The organism is Novosphingobium sp. BL-A-41-Hi4A-0G (assembly GCF_055521735.1).
In genome coordinates, this window is record NZ_CM145501.1 from 1,099,708 (window position 1) to 1,124,451 (window position 24,744).

A 24,744-nucleotide genomic window follows, 5' to 3' on the forward strand; every position below is an offset into this window, starting at 1 on the left:
GAACAAAGGAACGAATCGCATGATCGAAAACGCCTCCATCCGCGATCCCGTCGCGCTCGCACCCGGCTTGGTCAGAGGCATCGGCGCCACGGCCCGCACTCCGCGCTGGCAACCCGGCTTGTCGCTTGACTGCCTCCATGCCGAACTGTTCGCCCCGACACGCGATGCCTCGGGAGCAGGCATGGCGCTTGCGCTGGCCCGCGATGCGCTTGCGCTGGACAAGCCTGCGCAAGAGCCTGACCGTCGCCCGTTCCTGTGGGTGCAGGACAGGGCGGCGCTGCGTCTTTCCGGTCGGCCCTACCTGCCCGGCCTGCCCGCAGACTTGCGCCACCGCCTGATCCACGTTGCTGCCACCACGCCCGAGGATGCCCTGTTCGCGCTGGAAGAAGGCCTGCGCTGTCGCGACCTTGCCTTCGTGATCGGCGAACTCGGCGGCAATCCGCGCGCGCTCGATTTCACCGCCTCGCGCCGCCTCAGCCTGGCGGCGGAAAAGCATGGGGTTCCGCTGTGGCTGGTGCGGCTCGATGCCCGGCGCGATCTCGGCGCGGCGCGGATGCGCTGGGAGGTGGGCGCAGCGCCTTCGCCCCGTCCGCGCTGGAACGCGCATGCTCCGGGCCAAGCCACCTGGCGCGCCGACCTGTTCCGCGCCCACACCTTCCACCCCGGACAATGGACCCTGCGCGATGACGATGCTCTCCTCGTCGCCGAACCTGCTGCCTCCCAAAGTTCCTCAGCGCCGGATCATGGCGATCTGGTGCACGGAACTGGCGATCGATCGCTGGCGGCTGGCTGAAGGGCTGGCGTGCGGGGAGGGGGCTGACGCTGCACCGCTTGCCCTGATCGAAGATACCGCGCACGGCCCGCGCATCGCAGCCGTGAACGCTGCCGCGCGTGTCGCAGGGGCTGCGCCGTCCATGCGCCTTGCCGATGCGCGCACGCTCTGCCCTGCGCTTGCCGTGCGCCCGGCTGATGCGGCGGGCGATCTTGCCTTTCTCGAAAGCCTGGCCCTGTGGGCGCAGCGCTGGGGGCCATGGAGCGCGCTCGATCCACCCGATGGCCTGCTGGTCGACGTGACCGGCGTGGCCCATCTGTTCGGCGGCGAAACGGCGCTGGTCGGCGATGCGCTGCACCTGCTCGAAAAGCGTGGCCTTGCCGCCCGCGCCGCGCTCGCGCCCACTGCAGGCGCGGCGTGGGCGCTCGCCCATTTCGGCGCGCAGGCCGCAATTGTCCCGCCAGAGGCCGATCCCCGCACGCATCTCGCCGATCTTCCGGTTGCTGCGCTGCGTCTCGATGCCGATGTGGTCTTGCTGCTGCGCCGCCTCGGCCTCAAGCGACTGGGCCAGATTCAGGGCCTGACGCGCGAGAACCTTGCCCGCCGCTTCCGCAATACCCGCTCCGCTGCCGCCAATCCGCTGCTCCGCCTCGACCAGCTCTTCGGCCTGCGCCCCGAGCCGCTGCTGCCCGTCGTCGGCGTGCCCGCCCCGCTCGTCCAAAGACGCCTGATGGAACCGATCCGCCACCGCACCCTGCTCGATCAGGTCGTGGCCGATCTTGCCGCAGAAATGGCGCGCCTGCTTGAAGGGCTGGGGCAGGGCGCGCGCCGTCTCGAACTGGGGATGTGGAAGGTCGATGGCGAAGTGCTGGTCCGCCGCCTCGAGATGGCCGCTGCTTCACGCGATCCGGCGCATGTCTGCCGCCTCTTCGCCGCCCGCCTTGACGATCTCGATGCGGGCTTCGGGATCGAACTCGTCCGCCTGCGCGCGTCATGGACCGAGCCGCTGCTTTTGGCGCAAGCCGATCTTGATGCTGCCGCCGAACGCCATGGCACCAGCCTTGCCGCCTGCATGGATCGCCTGACTGTGCGCCTGGGGCCCGATGCGGTGCTCCGCCCGGTTGCTCACGCCAGCCACCTGCCCGAACGCGCCCAGCGCTGGCAGCCACCGCTGGCCGATCTTCCCTCTTCACAGGAAGAATTGCGTTTCCATCACAGGCCTCTGAAACTGCTTGATAAACCCGAGCCCGTTTCGGTCATCTACGAAACACCTGACGGTCTTCCCCGGCAGTTTCAATGGCGCGGCCAGTTGCACAAGGTCGCCCGCGCCGAAGGGCCCGAGCGCATTGCCCCCGAATGGTGGCGCGAACGCTCGACCGTGCGCTTGCGCGATTATTACAGAATCGAGGACGAGACCGGCCGCCGCTACTGGATCTACCGCCACGGCGTGATCGGCGATGGCCGCGGCGGAGCCCCCGAATGGTTCATTCAGGGGCTCTTCGCATGACCGACCTGTCCACAGGTTCGGGCTGGCACATTGCTGAAAAGAACATATAAAGAACGAATGTCGCAGCTATCTGTTCTCGAACGTCTCGAAATCCTTGCCGATGCCGCCAAGTACGATGCCTCCTGCGCTTCGTCGGGCACCACCAAGCGCAACAGCAAGGGCGGAAAAGGCATCGGATCGACCGAGGGCATGGGTATCTGCCACGCCTATGCGCCCGATGGTCGCTGCATCTCGCTGCTCAAGATCCTGCTGACCAATCACTGCGTGTTCGATTGCCACTACTGCGTGAACCGCAAGAGCTCGAACACCCGCCGCGCGCGTTTTACCCCGCAGGAGGTGGTGGACCTGACCCTGTCGTTCTACCGCCGCAACTATATCGAGGGGCTGTTCCTCTCCTCGGGCATCGTCAAAAGCTCAAGCCACACCATGGAACAGTTGATAGAAGTCGCCCGTATCCTGCGGGAGGAGCACGATTTTCGGGGCTACATCCACCTCAAGACGATCCCCGAGGCCGATCCCGAACTGGTCGCGCAGGCCGGACTCTATGCCGATCGCGTCTCGATCAATGTCGAACTGCCGACCGTTGCTGGCCTCACCCGCCTCGCGCCAGACAAGTCCGCACCGCAGATCGAAGGGGCGATGGGATCGCTGAAGCAGGCGATCGTCGAGGCCAAGGACGCCCGCAAGCGCTTCCGCCACGCGCCCAAGTTCGCGCCCGCAGGCCAGTCCACCCAGATGATCGTCGGCGCGGATGCCGCTACCGATGCCGATATCGTCGGCCGTGCCAGCACGCTCTATGACCGCTTCCGCCTGCGACGCGTCTATTACTCCGCCTTCAGCCCCATCCCCGATGCCAGCGCGGTCCTGCCGCTCAAGCGCCCGCCCTTGATGCGCGAACATCGCCTCTACCAGTCCGACTGGCTGATGCGCTTCTACGGTTATGCCCCGCACGAGGTGCAGCAGGCCGCCGGGAGTGACGGCATGCTCCCGCTCGACATCGACCCCAAGCTTGCCTGGGCGCTGCGTTTTCGCGGAGACTTCCCGGTCGACGTCAACCGCGCCCCGCGTGAGAAGCTGCTGCGGGTGCCGGGGCTGGGGGTGAAGGCGGTGAATGCCTTGATCGCCGCGCGCCGTCAGCGCTGCTTGCGTCTGGCAGACGTCGGCAAGCTCACCGTTTCCATCGCCAAGGTGCGCCCGTTCATCGTCACGGAGGACTGGCGCCCGTTGCTGCTGACCGACCGTGCCGACCTGCAGAGCCTGCTGGTGCCAAGTGTCAAGCCTACCCAGATGGAACTCTTCGCATGAAGCCGTTCCGCGACATGCGCCTGGCCGAGGCGTTCCGTATTCAGCTTGCCGCGCCGGACGATTTCGAAGGCTGGCGCGATGCCGCACGCCGGATGATCCGCGCTGATGTGCCGCCGGACCGGATCACCTGGGAATCGCCTGCCGACCAGAGCGCCGACCTCTTCGCGCAAGGCGACCGTCGCCTGCCTTCGCCACCTGCCGATGCACCGCAGCCTCGCGCTTCGCGGGACTTCCTACAACTTGCGCAAAGCGTGATCCTTCATTCTGATAGTAGGCGGTTTTCTCTGCTCTACCGTATGCTCTGGAGGCTCCAGTCGCGCCCGCGCCTGATGGAAGACAAGGCTGACGCCGACGTTCGCCAGATGGAGGACCTTGCCCGGCAGGTGCGGCGCGACATTCACAAGATGCGCGCCTTCGTCCGCTTCCGTCTCGTCGGGAGCGAGCAAGCAGAGCACTACGTCGCCTGGTTCGAGCCCGAGCACCACATCCTGCGCGCCAATGCCGGGTTCTTCGTGCGCCGCTTCACCACCATGCGCTGGTCGATCCTCACTCCGCGCGGGTGCCTGCACTGGGATGGCGAGACCCTGCAGGAAGGCCCGCCCGCCACCCGCGCCGATGCGCCCTCTGGCGATCCGGTCGAGGCGCTGTGGCGCGGTTATTATGCGTCGATCTTCAACCCTGCGCGTTTGAAGATCGGGGCCATGCTCAAGGAAATGCCCCGCAAGTACTGGAAAAACATGCCCGAAGCCGCGCTCATTCCCGAGCTGATCGCAGGGGCGCAGGCGCGCGAGGCACGGATGGTGAAGGCGGGCGAACAGGACTTCGGCGAGCGGCCGCAGAGCCTTGAGGCGATCGGCGAGGCGATCCTTGCCTGCCGCCGCTGCGAGATCGGTTGCAACGGCACGCGCGCCGTCATGGGCGAGGGGCCGTCCACCGCTCCGCTGATGATCGTGGGCGAGCAACCGGGCGATACCGAGGAAGAGCAGAGCCGCCCCTTCGTTGGCCCTGCAGGCCGCCTGCTGCGTTCACATCTTGAGGAAGCGGGCATCCCGGACGAGCGCACTTACGTGACCAACGCGGTCAAGCACTTCAAGTTCACGGCCACCGGCAAGCGCCGCCTGCACCAGAACCCGACGGCCAAGGAAATCGATGTCTGTCGCTGGTGGCTCGATGGCGAGCGGGCGCTGGTCCGGCCCCGGCTCGTTCTGGCGCTGGGAGCAAGTGCGGCGCGCAGTCTGCTGGGCAAGACGGTCAGCGTGCAGAAGGTGCGCGGGGAGGCGCACGTCTTGGATGACGGCAGCGAACTGTGGATCACCACCCATCCGAGCTATCTTCTACGTCTGGATGACAATGGCCGAACCGAAGAAGAAGCCAAATTCGCGAATGACTTGTGCAAAGTCGCTGCGCGTCTTTCGGAACTTTCCGGTAAAGGCTGATGCCCGAACCCGCGCTGACGCCGCCACGGCGCCACGTCACCCCGACAGAAGGCGGTCCGCCGCCGCCTGCGCCTTTCGTGGAACTGGGCCTTGCGACCTGTTTCTCCTTCCTGCGCGGCGCGTCCGAAGCTTCTGCACTGGTCGAGACGGCACGGGCGCTGGGCTATGACGCGCTCGGCATTGCCGATGCCAACACCATGGCGGGCGTGGTCCGGTTTCATACCGAGGCCGAGGCGGCATCGCTGCGCCCGGTGATCGGTTGCCGCATCGAGACGGTGGAGGGCCTGGCCTTCCTTGCCTACCCGCAGGATCGCGCGGCCTATGGCCGGTTGTGTCGCCTGATTTCGGCGGGGCGGATGTCCACCCTTGATGGCGAATGGCAGGCCAAGGGCGTGTGCGACATCGATCTGGCGTTGTTGGTGGCTCATGCCGAGGGAGTGCACCTGATCCTCGTTCCACCACCCGTTCTGGATCAGGTATTTACCGTTCAAACTGAAAGTAATGTCTACACTTTTCCGGCAGGAGAATCCCCGGCTTCTCCGCCCCCTATCCACAACCAGTCCCTGCCTTTTCCCGAACTTCTCCCCCACCTTGTCCACAGGCTGCCGACCATGCGGCATCTGGCTGCCAGCTACCTCTATGCAGGGGACGACATTGCCCGGATCGAGGGCCTCGACGCTATGGCGCGCAGCAATGGCCTTGGCCTGCTCGCCACCAACGAGGTTCTCTATGCCACGCCCGAGCGACGCCCGCTGCAGGACGTGATGACGGCAATCCGCCACAAGACCACGGTGGTGGCCGCCGGGCACCTGCTTGAGCCCAATGCCGAGCGGCACCTGAAATCGCCCGAGGAGATGGTCCGCCTGTTCCGGCGCTGGCCCCATGCCATTGCCGCAACGCGTGAAGTTGCCGATGCCTGCCGCTTCAGCCTCAGGGAGCTAAGCTACGAATACCCTGAGGAAATCTGCCCCGAAGGCCACGATCCGCAGTCATGGCTCGAAGTGCAGACCTGGCAGGGCGCGCAGGGAAGATATCCCGAGGGCATGCCCGACAGCGTGGCCGACACGCTACGCCGGGAACTTGACCTCATAGGCAAGCTGAACCTCGCAACCTACTTCCTGACTATCAAGGATATCGTTGATTTTGCACGTAATTGCGATCCGCCTATCCTGTGTCAGGGGCGCGGATCGGCGGCCAATTCGGCGGTCTGCTTCTGCCTTGGCATAACCGCCGTCGATCCCGCCAGGCACGCCCTGCTGTTCGACCGCTTCATTTCCGAAGAGCGCAAGGAGCCGCCCGACATCGACGTCGATTTCGAGCATGAGCGGCGCGAGGAGGTCATCCAGTACATCTACCGCCGCTATGGCCGGGCGAGGGCGGGCCTCTGCGCCACGGTGATCCACTATCGCCCGCGTATGGCGATCCGCGAGGTGGGCAAGGCGATGGGCCTGTCCGAGGACGTGACCGGCGCGCTCGCCCGCACCGTCTGGGGTAGCTGGGGCACCGAAGTGGGCGAGAGAAACGTCAACGAAAGCGGCCTTGACGGCACCGATCCCTACCTCAGGCGTGTGATCAGCATTGCCCAGCAAATGATTGGCATGCCACGCCATCTTTCCCAGCATGTCGGTGGTTTCATCCTCACTCAGGGCCCACTCACCGAAACCGTGCCGATCGGCAACGGCGCCATGGCCGATCGCAGTTTCATCGAATGGGACAAGGACGACATCGACGCGCTGGGCATCCTCAAGGTCGATGTGCTGGCGCTCGGCATGCTCACCTGCATCCGCAAGTGCCTCGACCTGCTGGGTGCCCACCATGGTCGCGACCTGACGCTGGCCACGGTCCCGCGCGAGGATCCGGCGGTCTACGACATGCTGTGCAAGGGCGATTCCCTGGGCGTGTTCCAGGTGGAAAGCCGCGCGCAGATGAACATGCTGCCACGCCTGCGCCCCCGCTGCTTCTACGATCTCGTCATCGAAGTCGCCATCGTCCGCCCTGGCCCGATCCAGGGCGACATGGTCCACCCCTACCTCAAGCGACGGCGAGGCGAGGAGAAGGTCGAGATCCCTGCGCCCGGCCCGGAACACGGGCCGCCGGACGAGCTTTCCTCGATCCTCGCCCGCACATTGGGCGTGCCGATCTTTCAGGAGCAGGCGATGAAGATCGCGCTCGATGCGGCAAAGTTCAGCAGCCTCGAAGCCAATCGCCTGCGCAAGGCCATGGCCACGTTCCGTTCGCGCGGGATGGTTCACGAGCTTGAGGACATGATGGTCGGCCGCATGGTCCAGCGCGGCTACGATCCCGATTTCGCCGCGCGCTGCTTCAACCAGATCAAGGGTTTCGGGGAATACGGCTTCCCCGAAAGTCACGCCGCCAGCTTCGCGCACCTTGTCTACGTCTCTTCATGGCTCAAGTGCCACTATCCGGCCGCCTTCGCCTGCGCCCTGTTCAATTCGCAGCCGATGGGCTTCTATGCCCCAGCGCAGATCGTCGGCGATGCGGCGCGTCATGGCGTGGTCGTGCTTCCGGTGGATGTGAATTATTCGGACTGGGACTGTACCCTGGAGCAGGAGGGACGCGCGCTCCGCCTCGGCCTCAGGCAGATTGACGGCTTCCCCGAACACGCCGCCGCCATGCTCGTCGCGGCGCGGGAGCAGGGTGGGGGCTTCACCGATGCCACCAGCCTCAAGGAGCGAGCAGGGCTCTCGCCTGCGCTGGTCGAGCGGCTTGCCGCAGCCGATGCGCTCGGCTCGCTCGGCCTGACGCGCAGGCAGGCGCTGTGGGATGCGCGCAGCCTTGTTGCGCCGAAGGAACTGCCGCTCTTTGCCGCCATGACGTCACGCTCCGAAGGAGAGGAACGCAATCGTGCCGTTCTGCCCATGATGCCGCTGTCCGAGGAAGTCGTCGCCGATTACCAGACGCACCGCCTCTCGTTGAAGGCCCACCCGCTGGCGTTCCTGCGGCCCCTTCTGGGCGAGCGCGGCTTCGTGCGGGCAGTGGACCTCAGGAACCACAAGTATCGTGCCACGGTGCAGGTGGCGGGCGTGGTGCTGGTGCGTCAGCGCCCGGGCAGCGCCAAGGGTGTGTGCTTCATCACGCTCGAGGACGAGACCGGCGTGGTCAATCTGGTGATCTGGCCCGATCTGATGGAGAAGCAGCGCAAGGTCATCATGGGGTCGCGGCTGATGGAAGTGCGCGGGCGGGTGGAGTACGACGACGAGGTCATCCACGTCATCGCCACACACCTGACAGATGCCAGCGCGAGCCTCGATGCTCTGTCTGATGCGGACCGTCTGAACCCGCCCATCGCGCGGGCTGACGAATGCAATCGGCCCATTCCTGAGCGTGCAGGGCCGGGTGCCCGCACCCACCCGCGTGACGTGCGGATCATCCCCAAGTCACGCGATTTTCATTAGCTCCGGAGCCGTTCGATCCCCTGCGCCAGCGCGACGTAGAGCTTGCCCATGTCCGAGGAGAGTAACGTAACGCCCAGCGCGTTACCGTCACGCGTCGAAAGCAACTGGCGCAGCATCGATTCAAAGTCGTGGATGTAGCGGTTCACGTGCTCGCGGAACTCGCTCTCCGCCTCGTAATGCGCCTGCACCGCCTTGGCCTCGGCGCTTTCCAGCAGCGATACGGCACGGCGCGTGAAGATGCCGCGATCCCCGCGCAGGTACGAGGCCCAGGCGGTTTCCGAGACATCGGTCGACAGCGCCTTGGCAATGTCGATGGCCGACGAGTTCAGCGATTCGGTGATCAGCGCGGCGCGACGGGCAAAATCGTTGTCGACCTGCTCCTCGGCCTTCTCGCGCACCCGGTTGACGCGGGCCTCAAGATTGCCGGCCAGTTCATCGACCTTGGTCAACTGGTCGCGCATCTGGATCGCTGTGTCGCGGCTTGCGGCAGCAGCGGTATCGATCGCTTCCTCAAGCCGACCGACGAGTTCGGCAGCGCGGCCCTGCAGGACGCGGGCAATCGCCGCGCTGCTCTGTTCGCCAAGCTGCTCGGAAAGCGCTTCGATTTCGCCCGCAGTACTGGCGCGCAAGTCTTCGCCCGCCTTGCCGGCAGCCTGCGTCAGACGTTCGACCGCGCCCGAAAGTCGCGTTTCGATGTCTTGCGACAGCGCCTCGCTTTGCGCGCGCACCCCGGCCAGGACCTCGCGCAGGGCGACAAGCTGCTTCTCGCGCTCCGCCGCCTGCTCAAGCAGCGTCTTCTGGGCCTTCTGCAAGTCCTTGATCGTAGATGAAACTTCGCCCCGCGCTGTGCCAACCGTCTCCGACAACGCACGACCACCGTCGCCCGCCTCGCGCAAGGTGTCACGCAAGGTGAACACTCGGTCCTCGAGGCCTTTGAGCCCCGCTTCGGTGCTGCGCAGGGCTTCGGGGATCTGGGTGCGGGTGTGATCGCCGCCGGCCTGGATCAGTTCGAGCAGGCGCACGGCGGAATCGGTCAATTCCCCGATCTGCAGGTCGGTCCCGGCTAGCGCGTGACGCATCTCGGCAAGGCGGCCGGTGAGATCGCCCATCGCCTTGTCGACTTGCGCGGCGGTCTGCGCACCCTGTTCGCCTGAGTTGCGAAGAACCTCGGAAAAGGCACTGACCTTATTGCCGATTTCCTCAAATCGGGCAGCGAGCTTCTCAGCCTCCGCAGCCTGCATCCTGCGCTGGGCCTCGATCGCCTGATCCAGATCGGCAAGCTTGCTGGCAAGCGTTTCCGCCGCCGAGGCTGCCGCCCGCTCCATCGCCGCGCGACGTTCGCCCACGGCCTCGTCGATTTCGGCGAGACGCTGTTCGAGCGCGGACCGCTGTTCGGATGCACTGGCTTCAGCGGAGGCGCGGCGGCGGGCGAGTTGCTCGTCGAGATCTCGTGCCTGTGCCTCGAGCATCGCGGTGAGGGAGCGCGCTGCCTCCTCGAAACGTGCCAGACGTCCCGCAGAGTCTGCCAGGAGTCCCTCGTGTGCCTCGCCGAGTTGGAAAAGCGTTGCGCGCAAGGCTTCGGCCTGTGCCTCGCTGCGATCGTGCCAGGCGGCAAGGGCGGCTTCCTCAGCTTGTGCCGTAGCAGCGGACTGGTCAGCCGTACGCGCGGCAAGAGCGTCGAAACGGCTTTCAGCGAGACCGGCCAGGTCATCGGACGCCTTGGCGAAGCCCGCCAATGCGGCATCGACCCGTTCGCGGAACGAGGTGACCTGCCGTTCGCTGGCGAGGCCGAATTCGTTGAGCCGCTGGAAGCCTGAGACCAGTTCCTCAAGCTGCAGGTGTGCAGTCCGCCCCGCATTGCCGATGTTGTTGGTCACGTCCTTGGCAGCGTTGGCGATTACCGGCAACTGCCCGCGCAGCTTGTCCATGTTGTCGAGCGCGGCGGACGAGACTTCGGCAATCCGGTCGATCTGCGCGCCATTCGTGCCGACAAGCGAATCGAGTTGCGATGCGCTGCCGGAAAGCCGTTCCACCGCCATCCGGCCGAGTGCTTCGAGATCGCGGCTCTGGGCGGCAATGAAATCGCGCGCCAGGGCGAGTTCGGTGTTCATCGAGACGAGGCGCTGTTCCAGCAACGCGGATTCCTGCCCCAGAACGCGGGAGACATCGGTGAAGCGACCCGCTTCCCGGCGGCTCGTGCGCATCGTCAGAAGCAAGAGGACCAGCACCAGCAGCACAGGCACCGACCACTGCGTCACCCACCAGGCCCACTGATCGGGGGCGATCGGTTGCGTCTGCCTCAGGATCACCGCCCAGACGAAGAAACCCGTCCAGCTGGCGATGGCGACAAGTGAGGCCGATGCACCGATCCAGCTACGGTCTGGCGCGGCCTGCGCAACGTCATCATCATCAAGCATGTCATGGGCGGCAAGAGTTCGCGGAGCCACGGACTCGGGATCGTGGGGCGCATGCGCCATGGTGGTCTCAGTGGTGTCCTGTTCGGCACCGTCGATCGGAATGATCCGTCTTCCCCCGTTCATACTTTGGCACATACCACGATTTGCGCAGAGGCATAAACCCCGCCTTAACGATTTGACCCGTAGCCCGGTCGCATGGCCTACGAAGGTGCCTCCCTCGACGCAAACCTCGCCGCTGCCGCCGGGCACGATCCCGATCTGGTGCGCGAATTGCGGGCCGCATTCATCGAAAGTGCCGAGCGGCAGGTCGATCTGCTGGGCCGTTCGCGCTGCGATGGCAACTGGCACGTGGCGGCGATGCGGCTGAAGGGCCTCGCCGCAAGCTTCCATGCCGATGGACTGCTCGGTCTTGCCGAGGAAGCGCTCGATACCGTTCCCGGTGATCCTGCCGTCCTACGCCGCCTTCGCCAGATGCTGGACGACCTCGCCGTCGAACCCTGATCGCAGTCAGATTCGGTTAACGCCTGACAAGTCGCTTGCCCGCCTTGGCAGCGCGGCCCCCAATCCCTACCATGGCGCGTCAGGAGGCCAATTCTTGCGGGTCGCAGTTCTATCGTTGATTGAAGCCGCCGGTGCCGAACCGGGAGGTTTGCGCGGATATCTGCCGATCGGCGGACGCTCACTGCTGCGCCACCAGATCGGCCTTGCCCTTTCGCTCGGCGCCAGGCGCATCGTGGTCATGGCCGAAGGCATCAGCGGTGAACTCGTCGCGCTCCAGCACGTCGCTGAAGCGGGCGGCGCGCAGTTCCATGTCGTGGCCACGGCACGGGCGCTGGTTCCGCTTCTGCCGCCGGAGGACGATGTGATCGTGCTCGGCGACGGCCTGCTGGCGATGCCCGAGGCCTTGCGTGAACTGATCGAGGCAGGTCCTGTCGTTCTGACACTCCCGGTCGAAACCGGCCTGCCGCTGGGGTTCGAGCGGATCGACATCAACAGCGCCTTTGCCGCTGCGATGCGCTTCCCGGGCCGGATTGCTGCGGGCCTTGCCGATCTCCCGCCCGAGTGGAACGCCCAGTCCGCCCTGCTGCGTCTGGCAGTGCAGGGGCGTGTGGCCCAACGCGGCATACCCTCGGCCCTGCTTGACGATGGTCGCTGGAACATCGTGCGCTCCGAAGAGGAAGCCCACGTTGCCGAGCGGCAATGGCTGCGGCTCCACACGAGTCTTTCTGCGGATGGCGCAGGCGCAGGCTCGCCGGGTGAACTGCTCGCCATGGCCGTGGTGCGGCGTTTCGGACCGGCTCTGCTGCACGCGGGCACCCGTCCGGCTCTGGTGGGCCTTGCCGCGGGCATCGTCGGCCTGCTTGGTGGAGGCCTTGGCTGGCTTGGAAACTTTGCCATCGGCTTCGTGCTTCTTGGCCTTGCCTGGCTGATCGAGCGTGTCGCCAGCCTGCTTGGGCAGGTCGAGCGTGATTCGCTGCTGGCTTCGGGCCTTGCCCGGCGCAGCGTGGGCATCTTTCACCTGCTGATCGATCTGGGACTGGTGACGCTGGCGGGCTGGCGCAGCGAATTGCCAGCTTCTGTCGCCGTGCCCTTCGGACTCAATTTCTTCGCGCCGTTGCTGCTTGTCGGCGGCGCGCGGCTTGTCAGGCTGGCGCTGCCTGCCAGAAGTGCAAAAGGCTGGCTTTCCGACCGCCTCGTGCTCGGTTTCCTGCTTGCCCTGTACAGCGCCTTCCTGCCGTTCGACGTTGCGATCGGCCTGTCGGTTCTGGCGCTTCTCGGCTCGTGCCTGCTGGCCTTGCAATTTGCCGCAGACGTTCGTCCGGCCGGTTCACCTAACCCGCAGTTAACCAGTCGGCCTTAAGAGCGTCGCATGGAATTGACCGCATCCATCGGCAATGATCCCGCTGAGATCGAGGCACTCCTTCGCGACGATCTGACCCACGCGGATCAGGCGCTCGTTCACATGGGCCCGATCCTCAGGCATCTGCTCCAGAACGACGACAGTTCGATCTTCAGCGACGAAGTGATCGCGCGCGTACGCGGCATGCTTGCGGACATCGCCCGCCAACTGGTGCAGGCGCTGGGCGAGGCTGCCGGGCACGATGACGCCGCAAGCTGGGCACGCGAAGCAGGGCCGGGCCTTGCTGCGATGCTCTCGGGCAATCAGGCCCTGCTCAACCACCTGCACATGCTGGCGGTCGAATGGCAGTTGACCGAGAAGCTGCAGGGCAGGCTTGGGCTCGATCCCGTGCTGACGCCCTTGGTGCAGGACCTCATCGCCTCGCCCGATCCTGACGTGGCCGCGCGCGGCATGAACCTGCTCGCAGCACAGGCCCGCTTTGGCCAGTCCTTGCGGCGGATGCAGATTCCGCTGGCAGAACTCCCGGGCGATCTGCACCATCTCTCGCTGATGACCATGCAGGCCTACATTTCGGAGGATCCATCAGGGATGTCGGCGGCGGGCACAGCCGAGGTGGCCTTGCGCAAGGCCCGCTCACAGTCGGTGTCACGGCTTGAACTGCTCGAGCACCTGACCGCCCTGCTGTCCGCTGATCTTCCCCGTGTTCTGCAGATCGAGAATGCTGGCGTTGCCCTGTTCCTTTCGGCCCTGAGCTTCGGCGCGGGCCTGTCGCGCGAGACGGCGATCATGTGCACGACCGAGAGCCAGCTTGCGCGGCTCGCGCTGGCGCTCGCGGCATCGGGTGCCGGTCGCGACGCCATCGTTGCCGCTTTCGTTGCGCTCCACCCCGAAGTCGCCCTGCCCGACGGGATCGAGCGCCTTGAGCCCGATCGCGCCGCTGCGCTTCTCGCGCGTTCGTTGGCGGGGCAGGAACACTGAGATGACGGCTGCCGGGCCGATCCTTGCTCGCTGCGATGGCTCGGACCGCCTTGTCGAGGCGGACGAAACGCTTGCCGCGCTGCAGGTTCGGCTTGGCGGTGCCTATCCGGGCGCCTTGGCGATCCCCGGCCTGTTGGCACTTGTGCGCCGGTCGCGCACTGTCCGTTTGCCGCTTTCATGCCAGCTGACGGTTGCCGACACCGAACAGCCCCTGTCCTTCCGTGCCTGTGCGACGCCCGATGATAAAGGCACGCGGATAGAGATCACCGACTGGCGCCTGTCCGCCGACGCCTGGGCCGGGCAGGATGGCGCAGGCACCGATCAGGCGCTGCTGCGCCAGCTGGCCGAGGCCCACGTCGTGCTTGATGCCGAACAGCGCGTCGTGTCTGGCATGGTCGAGGGTGCGGATCTCTGCGAGTTTGCCAGCGCATTGCGCCAAGGCTTCGGTTGCTACTGGACCGATCTTGTCGAGATCGAAGGCAGTGCCCATCGCCAGCCGCTGCACTGGCGCCTTCTCGATGGGGCGCGGCTCCGGGTGCAGGGTTCTGTGCGGGACTGGAAGGCCTGCGTCCTGCCGCTCCGCAGTGGTGGCTTCGAGCTGCTGCTCGTCGCCGAGACGGTGCTTCCCACCTATGTGACCGCGCCTGCCAGCACATCCACTGTTGAAGAGGCAGTGCCAGACTGGAAGGGCCTGCTCGGTCGCAAGCTGGCCCCGGCGCTGCGCCAGCCGATCAACCGCATCATCGCCAACGCCGAGACGATCCGCACCCGGCTCGCCGGGCCGCTCTCGGAACAGTACGTCGCCTACGCCGGAGACATCGCCGAAGCCGGACGCCATCTTGCCTCGCTGGTGGAAGACCTCGCCGATCTCGAGACGGTCGAGGCTGATGGCTTTTCCCCCGAACCCGACCATATCGACCTCGCCGATTGCGCGAGGCGCGCGGCCGGCATCCTCGGCGTGCGAGCGCGCGAGCGTGGAATCACGCTGGCATTGCCCTTGGCCGAGGAGCACGTGCCTGCCATTGGCGAGTTCCGCCGTGTGTTGCAGGTTCTGCTAAACCTGATCGGCAATGCGGTCCGCTATACCCGCAGCGATACGACGGTCAGCATCGACTGCGGCATCGATGGCGCGCTGGCCTGGGTTTCGGTGAGCGACGAAGGCGAGGGGATTGCGCCCGAGCAGTCGGAGAAAGTGTTCGAGAAGTTTGAACGCCTTGGCCGCAGTGGCGATGGCGGAAGCGGCCTCGGCCTCTACATTTCGCGCAGGCTGGCGAGGGCAATGGGTGGCGAACTTGTCGTCGGCAACGGACCAGCAGGCGGCGCCCGCTTCGTGCTGTCATTGCCTGCCGACCTTGCCGCGCAGGCGAGCGCTACGGGTTAGCGCCCGCGCTTTCCGGCGCGCCACAGCGCCACAACGCCGATCAGCATCAACCCTGCGCCGATATAGGCCCACTGCTTCTGCGCGAGCATGAAGCTCGAGGACGGCCACATGATCAGCCCGAGCCCCTGGCCGACCCACAGTCCGCCAATGAGAAGGGCGGCGATGCCGAAAATCCTGAGAATTGTCGTCATCGCCGCCCGTCCATTACCTGCGGTTCGATCAGCGGTCGCTCAGCGGCACGTAGTCGCGCTGCGTCGGGCCGGTGTAGATCTGGCGCGGCCATGCGGTTTCTCTTGAGAAACCGGCACAAAGCAAAGCGGCCGCGCCTTCCGACCTATCAGCGGTCGCTCAGCGGCACGTAGTCGCGCTGCGTCGGGCCAGTGTAGAGCTGGCGCGGACGCCCGATCTTCTGGCCTGGATCGCTGATCATTTCGTTCCACTGCGCAACCCAGCCCACGGTGCGGGCAAGCGCGAAGAGAACGGTGAACATCGTGGTCGGGAAGCCGATCGCGGAGAGGATGATGCCCGAGTAGAAGTCGACGTTCGGGAACAGCTTCTTTTCCGCGAAGTAGGGATCGCTCAGGGCGATCTCTTCAAGGCGAAGCGCAGTTTCGAACAGCGGGTCCTGCACGTTGAGCGCGGCGAACACTTCGCGCACGGTCGACTGCATCACCGTCGCGCGCGGATCGTAGTTCTTGTAGACGCGGTGACCGAAGCCCATCAGGCGGAACGGATCGTTCTTGTCCTTCGCGCGGTCGATGTAGTGCTGGATGCGATCGGGCGTGCCGATTTCCTTGAGCATGTTGAGCGCGGCTTCGTTCGCGCCGCCATGCGCGGGGCCCCACAGACAGGCGATACCGGCCGCGATGCAGGCAAACGGGTTGGCGCCCGAGGACCCTGCCAGACGGACGGTCGAGGTCGAGGCGTTCTGCTCGTGGTCGGCATGGAGGATGAAGATGCGGTCCATCGCCTTTTCGACGGCGGGGATCACCTCGTATTCCTCAGCCGGCACGCCGAAGGTCATCTTCAGGAAGTTGCCGGTGTAGGACAGCTTGTTGTCAGGATAGACGAAGGGCTGGCCGACCGAATACTTGTAGGCCATCGCAGCGATCGTCGGCATCTTGGCGATCAGGCGGTGCGAGCTGATCTTGCGGTGCGTCGGGTCGGCAATGTCGGTGCTGTCATGGTAGAATGCCGAAAGCGCGCCGACGACGCCGCACATGATCGCCATCGGGTGCGCGTCGCGACGGAAGCCGCGATAGAACGTGGCGAGCTGCTCGTGCAGCATGGTGTGGCGGGTGATCGTGCGGCTGAAGTCGGCCAGTTCCTGGCTGCTCGGCAGTTCGCCGTTGAGCAGCAGGTAGCTCACTTCCATGAACGAGGAGTGTTCGGCAAGCTGACCGATCGGATAACCGCGGTGCAGCAGCACGCCTTCGTCACCATCGATGTAGGTGATCGCGCTGTCGCAGCTCGCCGTCGAGGTGAAGCCCGGGTCATAGGTAAACATGCCCGTCTGGCCATAGAGCTTGCGGATGTCGATGACGTCCGGACCAATGGTGCCGCTCTTGATCGGCATGTCCACGCTGTTGCCGCCTGCGGTCAAAGAAGCCTGGTTTTCGCTCACGCCTAAGCCCTCCTGTTCTTGTCTGTTTACAGATGCCTGCCCCGGATCAGGCCGCCTGGTCGCGGATGCGCGCCAGCGACTCGTCCTTGCCGAGCAGTGCCAATACGTCGAAAATTCCCGGCGAGGTAGTCTGTCCCGTCAGGCTTGCGCGCAACGGTTGGGCAATTTTGCCCAAGCCTATCCCAAGCTCCTCGGCCATTTGTTTCACCGTGGCCTCCAGATTCTCGGTTGTCCAGCCGTTTTCAGCCTCAAGCAGGCTCGCCACGCGGGTCAGGATTGCCCGTGCATCGTCGGTCAGAAGCGCGGCGGCTTTCTCGGCCATCGGCAGAGGTCGCTGCGCAAACAGGAACACCGCGCCGGCCGCCAGCTCGTTCAAGTCGGCGGCGCGCACCTTCAGCACCGGCATGGCGCGCGTCAGCAGGTCAAGACCCGCATTGCCTGAGAATCCGGGCTCCAGCCCAGCCAGCTTGGGCGCGACAAGCCCCGCAAGCCGCGCATCGTCAGCCTCGCGGATATAGTGCCCGTTGAGGTTCAGCAGCTTCTTGATGTCGAAGCGCGAGGCGCCCTTGTTGACATCGCCGATGTCGAACCACTCGACCGCCTGTTCGCGGCTGATGATTTCCTCGTCGCCATGGCCCCAGCCGAGCCGCAGGAGGTAGTTGAACACTGCTTCCGGCAGCAGGCCCATCTCGTCGCGATAGGCATCCACACCCAGCGCCCCGTGACGCTTCGAAAGCTTCGCCCCGTCAGCGCCGTGGATCAGCGGGATATGGGCATAGACCGGGTCGGGCCAACCGCCCTCGATGGCATCCATGGCCCGCACGATGACGAGCTGGCGGAAGGCGTTGTTGATGTGGTCATCGCCACGGATGACATGGGTCACGCCCATGTCGTGATCGTCGACCACCACGGCCAGCATGTAGGTCGGCGTGCCGTCAGAGCGCAGGACGATGAAATCGTCGAGCTCGCTGTTCTGGACGGTAATCGAACCCTGCACGCGGTCCGGAATTGTCGTCTCGCCCTCGCGCGGGGACTTCATCCGCACGACATAGGACTGATCCGCAGGCCACTGATCGGGCGTTGCATCGCGCCATTCGCTGTCGATGCGGAACGGCCGACGCTCAGCCTGTGCCTTCTCGCGCCGCGCCGCCAGCTCTTCCTGCGTCAGGTAGCAGCGATAGGCATGGCCGGAATCGAGCAGCTTGTGCGCAACTTCGGCATGGCGTTCTGACCGGGCGAACTGGAACACCGGTTCCTCGTCCCCCCCCAGGCCCAGCCAGTTGAGCCCGTCGAAAATCGCCTCGATCGCCGCATCGGTTGACCGCGCGCGGTCGGTATCCTCGATGCGCAGCAGGTACTTGCCGCCGTTGTGGCGAGCATAGAGCCAGTTGAACAGCGCGGTGCGCGCGCCGCCGATGTGCAGGAAGCCGGTGGGCGAGGGGGCAAAGCGGGTGACGACGCCCTTGGCGGTGGTCGATCCTGCAGAAACGGTGTCAGTGGCGCTTGCCATTGGCCGCGCTATCCTTCCTTTGAAATCCATGGCGTCTCCGGCGACACTTGGGCCAGCGGCGGACGATCCCGCCGCCGATCCGGTCGATGTACCGGGCCGACGCGCGCGGCATTGGGACATCCGCGCGCGATTGTCCAGCATGCTTGAGAGGGGCGCTGACGGGGCCGATGCATTCCTCGATGCCCGTCCTTTCGAACGCGGACTCTGGCTGGTCGTTGCCTTCGCCGCCGGCATCGTCTTGTGGGTCAATCTGCCAGTCCCGGCGCAATGGATTGCAGCGCTCCTGGTCTGCTCTGCGCTGGCGATCATTGCCATCCTCGTCATCGACGAAATCCGCCATCCGCACTTGCGGCTCGCCATCATCGGTGTCGCGATCATGGTCGCGGCCGGTCTCGCTACGATCTGGACGCGCTCTGCACTGGTCGGACAGCCGGGGATCGCAGCCCCGCGCGTTGTGACGCTTCAGGGCGAAGTGGTCGAGCGTCGCGAAGAACCCGCCAAGGCCCGGGCGCGCCTCGTCCTCAAGACACGACTGGCGGATTTTCCCGGCCCCGTCCGGGTCCGCGTCAATCTGCCTTATGACAAGGACGCACAAGGTCTTGTCGAGGGCGCGCAGGCGCGGGTGCGGGCACGCCTTATGCCCCCTGCCGCGCCGATGCTGCCTGGAGCCTACGATTTCGCCCGCGCCGCCTGGTTCGATGGATTGGCGGCCACGGGCAGCGTGATCGGCGAGGTTCGCGTCCTTGCCCCCTCGCACCGTGGCGCCACGCTGCGTGGCCTGCAGAAGAGTCTTGCCGACCATGTACGGTCCCGCCTTGGCGGATCGGCCGGGACCATTGCCGCCGCCTTCGCCAGCGGCGATCGCGGCGCCATCGCCGAGAGTGACGAGGACGCCATGCGCGACGCAGGCCTGACGCACCTGCTGTCTATCAGCGGCCTTCACGTCAGCGCGCTGGTCGGCGCGGTCTACTGGATCGTCGCGCGCCTGCTCGCGCTCGTACCATGGATAGCCCTGCGCATCCGCGTGCCGCTAGCAGCCGCCTTGGCCGGGGCGCTTGCGGGCCTCGCCTACACCTTGCTCACGGGAGCCGAAGTTCCGACGATCCGCTCCTGCATCGGGGCGCTGCTGGTCCTCGCTGCACTGGCGCTCGGACGTGACCCCCTTTCTCTGCGCATGGTCGCGGTTGGTGGACTTGTCGTGATGCTGTTCTGGCCCGAAGCCGTGCTCGGCCCCAGTTTCCAGATGAGCTTTGCCGCGGTGATCGCGATCATCGCCTTCCACTCAAGCGCGCCCGTGAAGGCCTTCCTGACCGGCGAACACCACGGCCCGCTCGTGCGCATGGCGCGCAGCCTGATTCTCCTGCTGGTCACCGGTTTGGTCATCGAACTCGCCCTGATGCCGATCGGCCTGTTCCACTTCCACCGCGCAGGTGTCTACGGTTCGCTGGCCAACGTCATCGCCATCCCGCTGACCACCTTTGTCACCATGCCGCTGATCGGTATCGCCCTGATGCTGGATCTTGGGGGTGCGGGCGCCCCGGTCTGGTGGCTTGTCGGCAAGTCGCTCGACCTGCTGCTCGCGCTGGCGCACTTTGTCGCGGGACAGCCCGGCGCCGTCACGATGCTGCCGCCAGTTGCACCGTGGAGTTTCATCCTCTTCCTGTCCGGGATGCTCTGGCTGGCGCTTTGGACGGGGCGGGTCCGGCTTTGGGGCCTCGCCCCAACAGGACTTGCGCTCGTTGCCATGGCCCTCACGCCGACGCCCGACATTCTTGTCACCGGCGATGGTCACCACGTCGGGATCACCGGCGCGGGGAACGACCTGATCGTACTGCGCATGGGGCGCGGCGAATACATGCGCGACAACCTGCTCGAACTGGCGGGAATGGAAGGCGAGTTGCGCCCGCTGGACGCGTGGCGCGAGGCCAGATGCAACGACGACTTTTGCGTCGCCCGATTGCTGCGCGGCGGGAGGCGCTTCACCCTCCTAATTACACGCAGCCGCAACTATATCGACGATCTTGCACTCGCCGCTGCATGCGAGCGCGCCGACATCGTTGTCGCCGACCGCCGCCTGCCGTTCTCCTGCCGACCAAGGATGCTTAAGGCCGACCGGACCTACCTCGCCACGACCGGCGGCCTGTCGATCAACCTGTCCAGCGGCCACATCCGCACTGTGGCTGAGACGCAAGGCCTGCAAGGCTGGTACCGTTGGCCCGAACCCCGCCCTGACCGAGGTAAGGGACCGGGGCCTGTCGTGGAGAAGTCAACAGGCCCCGGCTCATCAGGTCACGGCAGGACCCAGCGCACCGAGCCGCTGTAGCTCCCGCTCGTCGGCATGCCATCGCCACCGAGTGCCGGGACGAAACGGGCGCGAGCGCTGACCTTGGCGCAAGTTGCCGCATCGAGATCCGCCGAACCGCTCGATCCGGTGATCTCGCAACCCGTCACCCTGCCATCGGCTCCGATGGTCAGGCGGAACCGCGTGAGCCCCTCGCGCTCCTCGCGAATTGCGGCGCTGGGATAGTCGCGATCCGAAACCCACGATCCGGGCGAGCCCTTCGGGGCCGCTGAACGCAACGCAAAGCTTGCCGAGGGCGAGGGCTTTACGTCAGGCGGCGTCAGAGGTCCGATATCGACAGGTGCGATCGGGGTAATGTCGACCGGACGGATGCCGATGCCGGGATCGACCGGGCCTAGCGAGATATCCGGCTTGGGCGCGACCAGCGGGCGGGTCTCCGGCTTGATCGCTGGCTTGATGTCAGGTGGCGGCGCGATCGGTGTCACCGTTACCTCGTCGTCCTTCCACTGCTGCGCGACCAGCCGGTCCTTGATGATATGAACCATGCCGCTCGCGAAGCCCGAAGCGATGGCCCAGATCGCCACCCCGTGGAGCAGGCCCACCGCGATGAAGGTCTGCGTCTGCCGGCGTCTCGTATTTTCAACTGCATAAGCCATTGGCAACACCTCTTCCGTTGCCGACGCCCCATCTGATGGCAGGCCGTCCCGGAAGGGGCGCCCCGTGCGGGGCATTCGGTAACAACGGAAACTACACCTGCGAAGCCGTACGTGCCAGAAAAATCTCAACCAAATTGATTGATATTAGGCATAGCGGATTGGCAGAGTAAGAAAAGCCGCTCGCGAGTTACCCCGCGAACGGCCCTTTTCATTTCGAGAACGCTCGATCGCCGCGAACCGGCGGCGGACTGCGTCGTCAGTGATACCGCCGCAGCAACCCGGCCAGCTTGCCCTGCACGGCCACTTCGTCCGGCCGGTAGAACTGCGGATCATAGGCCGAGTTGGCCGGATCGAGCCGGATCATGCCCTTCTCGCGATGCAGATACTTCAGCGTCGCTTCCTCGCCCCGCACCAGCGCCACGACGATTTCGCCGTCGCGCGCGATGTCGGTCTTGCGGACAAGCGCATAGTCGCCGTCGAAAATCCCCGCCTCGACCATCGAGTCCCCTGAAACCTCGAGTGCGTAATGCTCACCTGCACCGAGCAGTGCAGCGGGAACGGGGAGGGTGGCGGTGGTTTCCAAGGCCTCGATCGGCACACCTGCGGCGATCTTGCCGTGGAGCGGCAGTTCGATCACGTCGTTCGCCGGAGCAGGTGCAACCTTTGCCGCTGGGCGCAGCGGTGTCACGACAGCGCTTGCTGCAGCAGGTTCGCGCGCCATGGCAGGCTTGCTCACCGCACTGTCAGGCTGGCGCAGCACTTCGAGCGCGCGGGCGCGATTGGGCAGACGTCGGATGAAGCCGCGTTCCTCAAGCGCCGAAATCAGGCGGTGAACGCCGGACTTTGACTTGAGATCGAGCGCCTCCTTCATTTCCTCGAACGAGGGGGAAATGCCGGATTCCTCCAGACGGACCTGAATGAAAGAGAGCAGTTCATGCTGCTTGCGCGTCAACATTGGCGGTTCTCCGCAGGTGAACGAATGCGGAACGGATAAGCAACCAATTACGACTCGTCAAGCAATTCCGCCATTCTCGAGCAGGTAAACCGGAACATCCGTTCCTGCGGCTATCGCCGCCGCTCCTGCTTCGCGCATGACCAGCGCGTTGGCGCGCGACAGCGGCGAAAGCGCACCCGAATCCTGCAGCGTGTCGAGGCTGACAGTCGCGCCGTCCCAGCGCGCGCGGAGGAACTCCATCCGACTTCCTCCTGCCGCCATCGGCGTTGCGAGGCGCGAGGGGATCGCGCGCGGCAGCGCATCGCGCGCGCCCAACCCTGCACGCAGCAGCGGCAACATGAACAGGAACGCGGTGACAAAGGCTGAAGCGGGATTTCCGGGCAGGCCGAGTATGATCTGGGATCCCCGCGTCGCCACCAGCAGGGGCTTGCCCGGCTTGATACCCACGCGCCAGAAATCGATCGACGCGCCCACCGACTCCAGCGCCGGACGGACCAGATCATGATCGCCGACCGATGCCCCGCCGCTGGTAACGATCACGTCGGCCTCCCGCTCGGCATCGAAAGCGCGGGCCAAGGCATTGAGATCATCGGCGACCGGGCCGCGATGGCGGACGTCGACCGGAAGCCCGCCGACCATTGCGCAGAGCATCGGGCCGTTGCTGGCGGGCAATTGGTGCAGTGCGGGCAGGTGCCCCGGCGCGACGAGCTCGTCACCGCTGTCGATCACCGTGAGGCGCAGTCTGCGGCGGACCGGCAGGTGCGCATGGCCTCCCGCGATGGCGAGCGCGATCTGAGCAGGGCCAATGCGCAGGCCCGCCTCGATCAGTACGGCGTCTTCAGCGAAGTCCATGCCGGCCGGGCGAACGTGGCGGATGGGCGGAACCGGTGGCTCGCCGGTGAGTCTCAGGATATCGCCATCGCGCGCAGCATCTTCCTGCAACAGCACCATATCCGCGCCATCGGGCACGACAGCGCCAGTGCTGATCCGCACGGCTTCGCCTGTGCCCACCACGCCGCCAAACGGATGCCCCGCCGCGCTCTCCCCGATAACGCGCCACGGTCCCGGAAGTTCGGCGCTGAGCAAGGCATAGCCATCCATCGCCGAGACTGGCGCGGCAGGTTGGGTGCGTCGGGCGTGAAGGTCTGCCGCAAGATAGTGGCCAAGGCACTCGGTGACCGCCCGGTGCTCCACCCCCAGCGACGGCGCCAGCGCCAGCAGGCGCGCTTGCGCCTCGGCGAGGGGGAGGGGCGGTGTTCTCATGCGCCGGTGCTCATTCACCTGCGCGCCAGGTGCCGGACTTGCCGCCACGCTTCTCTATCAACCGCATCGTTTCGATGACCATGCCCTTGTCCAGAGCCTTGGCCATGTCGTAGATCGTCAACAGGGCAAGGCTGACGGCCGTCAGAGCCTCCATCTCCACCCCGGTGCGCCCTGTGAGCGAGGCAGTGGCCGTGCATTCGATGCCGCCGTCGACCAGCGCGAAGTCCACGTTCACCGCATCGAGCGCCAGCGGATGGCACAGCGGAATGAGATCGCCAGTCCTCTTGGCTGCCAAGATTCCGGCGATGCGGGCGGGGCCGAGCACGTCTCCCTTCGGAGCATTGCCCGTCCGGATCGCTTCGAGCGTGGCATCGGACATCCGAATGAAGCCGCGGGCGATTGCGACGCGATGCGTTTCAGCCTTGCCGCCAACGTCGACCATCCGTGCAGTTCCGGCCGAATCGATATGCGTCAGGTCGTTCATCAAGGTCCTCGGCAGTCTTTGCACCTGGGCGAGGTCTACACCGTCCCGCGCGAAAACCGCAAATCCCTCTCAGGGGATGGCAATCAGCCGACGAGCAACGCTCGTGTCGCAGCTTCCACGTCCATCTGCCGCATCAGCGCTTCCCCCACGAGGAAGGTGCGCGCGCCGCACTGTTCCAGTCGCAGCAGGTCGGCGTGGGTGTTGATGCCGCTTTCGGCGACCAGCAGCGTGCCTTCCGGGGCGAGCGGGGCGAGGCGTTCGGTGGTGGTGAGGTCGGTGACGAAGCGCTTGAGGTCGCGGTTGTTCACGCCGATCAGGCGCGACTTCAGGCGGCTTGCGCGCTCCATTTCCTCTTCGTTGTGCACTTCGACCAGCGCGTCCATGCCCTGTTCGCGCGCGGCGGCTTCGATCTCGGCCATCTGGCTGTCCGAAAGGCAGGCGGCGATGATCAGGATCGCATCAGCCCCGATGGCGCGCGCCTCAAGGCACTGCCACGGATCGACCATGAAGTCCTTGCGGATCACCGGCAGGGAGCAGGCGGCGCGGGCTTCGACCAGATAGTCCTCATGCCCCTGAAAATAGGGCGCGTCGGTCAGCACTGAAAGGCAGGCAGCGCCGCCTGCCTGATAGGCGCGAGCGTGTTCTGCGGGTGCGAAATCCGCCCGGATCAGGCCCTTTGAGGGGCTCGCCTTCTTGATTTCGGCAATCAGGGCATACCCGGTCTGCGCCTTGGCCCGCAGTGCCGCCTCGAACCCGCGCGGGGCGCTCTGCTCACTGGCGCGTGCGGCAAGTTCGCTGGTGGTGACAGCGGCCTTGCGGGCGGCGACTTCAATGCGCTTGGTGTCGCAGATTTCGGTGAGCTTGTCGGTCATGGCAG

The 24,744-nt window shown here is 65.6% G+C and carries 19 protein-coding genes; 10 read left to right on the top strand and 9 right to left on the bottom strand.

The window, feature by feature from the left end:
- Nucleotides 1–19: 19 nt before the first annotated feature.
- The 5 genes from ACZ1JX_RS05380 to ACZ1JX_RS05400 are packed head-to-tail and all read left to right on the top strand — an operon-like array spanning nucleotide 20 to nucleotide 8,436.
- Nucleotides 20–793, top strand: coding sequence for a hypothetical protein (locus ACZ1JX_RS05380; RefSeq protein ID WP_465125735.1), 774 nt, complete (start codon nucleotides 20–22; stop codon nucleotides 791–793).
- Entirely contained in the window at nucleotides 744–2,279 is a 1,536-nt protein-coding gene (locus tag ACZ1JX_RS05385) for a DUF6504 family protein (RefSeq protein ID WP_465125736.1), read from the top strand. The genes ACZ1JX_RS05380 and ACZ1JX_RS05385 overlap by 50 nt, the downstream gene beginning before the upstream one ends.
- Nucleotides 2,280–2,336: 57 nt before the next feature.
- Entirely contained in the window at nucleotides 2,337–3,584 is a 1,248-nt protein-coding gene (locus ACZ1JX_RS05390) for a putative DNA modification/repair radical SAM protein (RefSeq protein ID WP_465125737.1), read from the top strand.
- Entirely contained in the window at nucleotides 3,581–5,020 is a 1,440-nt protein-coding gene (locus tag ACZ1JX_RS05395) for a UdgX family uracil-DNA binding protein (protein ID WP_465125738.1), read from the top strand. The genes ACZ1JX_RS05390 and ACZ1JX_RS05395 overlap by 4 nt, the downstream gene beginning before the upstream one ends.
- On the top strand, nucleotides 5,020–8,436 hold the full coding sequence (locus ACZ1JX_RS05400) for an error-prone DNA polymerase (RefSeq protein ID WP_465125739.1): 3,417 nt from the start codon (nucleotides 5,020–5,022) through the stop codon (nucleotides 8,434–8,436). The genes ACZ1JX_RS05395 and ACZ1JX_RS05400 overlap by 1 nt, the downstream gene beginning before the upstream one ends.
- Here the strand turns inward: ACZ1JX_RS05400 and ACZ1JX_RS05405 are convergent.
- Nucleotides 8,433–10,976, bottom strand: coding sequence for a coiled-coil domain-containing protein (locus ACZ1JX_RS05405; protein WP_465125740.1), 2,544 nt, complete (start codon nucleotides 10,974–10,976; stop codon nucleotides 8,433–8,435). The two genes, ACZ1JX_RS05400 and ACZ1JX_RS05405, sit on opposite strands and share 4 nt — an antisense overlap.
- Nucleotides 10,977–11,048: 72 nt before the next feature.
- Between ACZ1JX_RS05405 and ACZ1JX_RS05410 the strand changes: the two genes are divergently transcribed.
- From ACZ1JX_RS05410 to ACZ1JX_RS05425, 4 genes are all read left to right on the top strand, one after another.
- Entirely contained in the window at nucleotides 11,049–11,354 is a 306-nt protein-coding gene (locus ACZ1JX_RS05410; protein WP_144907219.1) for an Hpt domain-containing protein, read from the top strand.
- A 94-nt stretch (nucleotides 11,355–11,448) separates the two neighbouring features.
- On the top strand, nucleotides 11,449–12,714 hold the full coding sequence (locus ACZ1JX_RS05415) for a hypothetical protein (RefSeq protein WP_465125741.1): 1,266 nt from the start codon (nucleotides 11,449–11,451) through the stop codon (nucleotides 12,712–12,714).
- A gap of 9 nt (nucleotides 12,715–12,723) precedes the next feature.
- A complete protein-coding gene (locus tag ACZ1JX_RS05420) occupies nucleotides 12,724–13,692 on the top strand; it encodes a hypothetical protein (RefSeq protein ID WP_465125742.1) in 969 nt (322 codons plus the stop codon).
- A 1-nt stretch (nucleotide 13,693) separates the two neighbouring features.
- Nucleotides 13,694–15,073, top strand: a complete 1,380-nt coding sequence (locus ACZ1JX_RS05425) for a sensor histidine kinase (RefSeq protein WP_465125743.1) — start codon at nucleotides 13,694–13,696, stop codon at nucleotides 15,071–15,073.
- Here ACZ1JX_RS05425 and ACZ1JX_RS05430 read toward each other — a convergent pair.
- From ACZ1JX_RS05430 to gltX, 3 genes are all read right to left on the bottom strand, one after another.
- Nucleotides 15,070–15,264, bottom strand: coding sequence for a hypothetical protein (locus ACZ1JX_RS05430; RefSeq protein ID WP_465125744.1), 195 nt, complete (start codon nucleotides 15,262–15,264; stop codon nucleotides 15,070–15,072). The two genes, ACZ1JX_RS05425 and ACZ1JX_RS05430, sit on opposite strands and share 4 nt — an antisense overlap.
- A gap of 146 nt (nucleotides 15,265–15,410) precedes the next feature.
- Nucleotides 15,411–16,697, bottom strand: coding sequence for a citrate synthase (locus ACZ1JX_RS05435; protein WP_465125745.1), 1,287 nt, complete (start codon nucleotides 16,695–16,697; stop codon nucleotides 15,411–15,413).
- Between the two features lie 46 nt (nucleotides 16,698–16,743).
- Entirely contained in the window at nucleotides 16,744–18,207 is a 1,464-nt protein-coding gene (gene gltX, locus ACZ1JX_RS05440) for a glutamate--tRNA ligase (protein WP_465125746.1), read from the bottom strand.
- 28 nt (nucleotides 18,208–18,235) lie between these two features.
- On the opposite strand from gltX, the gene ACZ1JX_RS05445 reads away from it, so the two are divergent.
- A complete protein-coding gene (locus ACZ1JX_RS05445; protein WP_465125747.1) occupies nucleotides 18,236–20,530 on the top strand; it encodes a ComEC/Rec2 family competence protein in 2,295 nt (764 codons plus the stop codon).
- Here ACZ1JX_RS05445 and ACZ1JX_RS05450 read toward each other — a convergent pair.
- From ACZ1JX_RS05450 to trpC, 5 genes are all read right to left on the bottom strand, one after another.
- Nucleotides 20,497–21,165: an energy transducer TonB gene (locus ACZ1JX_RS05450; protein ID WP_465125748.1), complete on the bottom strand. Its 669-nt coding sequence runs from the start codon at nucleotides 21,163–21,165 to the stop codon at nucleotides 20,497–20,499. The genes ACZ1JX_RS05445 and ACZ1JX_RS05450 overlap by 34 nt on opposite strands.
- A gap of 256 nt (nucleotides 21,166–21,421) precedes the next feature.
- Nucleotides 21,422–22,120, bottom strand: coding sequence for a transcriptional repressor LexA (gene lexA / locus ACZ1JX_RS05455; RefSeq protein ID WP_465125749.1), 699 nt, complete (start codon nucleotides 22,118–22,120; stop codon nucleotides 21,422–21,424).
- A 57-nt stretch (nucleotides 22,121–22,177) separates the two neighbouring features.
- Nucleotides 22,178–23,383, bottom strand: a complete 1,206-nt coding sequence (locus tag ACZ1JX_RS05460) for a molybdopterin molybdotransferase MoeA (RefSeq protein WP_465125750.1) — start codon at nucleotides 23,381–23,383, stop codon at nucleotides 22,178–22,180.
- Nucleotides 23,384–23,393: 10 nt separating this feature from the next.
- Nucleotides 23,394–23,867: a cyclic pyranopterin monophosphate synthase MoaC gene (gene moaC, locus ACZ1JX_RS05465; RefSeq protein ID WP_465125751.1), complete on the bottom strand. Its 474-nt coding sequence runs from the start codon at nucleotides 23,865–23,867 to the stop codon at nucleotides 23,394–23,396.
- An 83-nt stretch (nucleotides 23,868–23,950) separates the two neighbouring features.
- Nucleotides 23,951–24,739: an indole-3-glycerol phosphate synthase TrpC gene (gene trpC / locus ACZ1JX_RS05470; RefSeq protein WP_465125752.1), complete on the bottom strand. Its 789-nt coding sequence runs from the start codon at nucleotides 24,737–24,739 to the stop codon at nucleotides 23,951–23,953.
- Nucleotides 24,740–24,744: the final 5 nt, after the last annotated feature.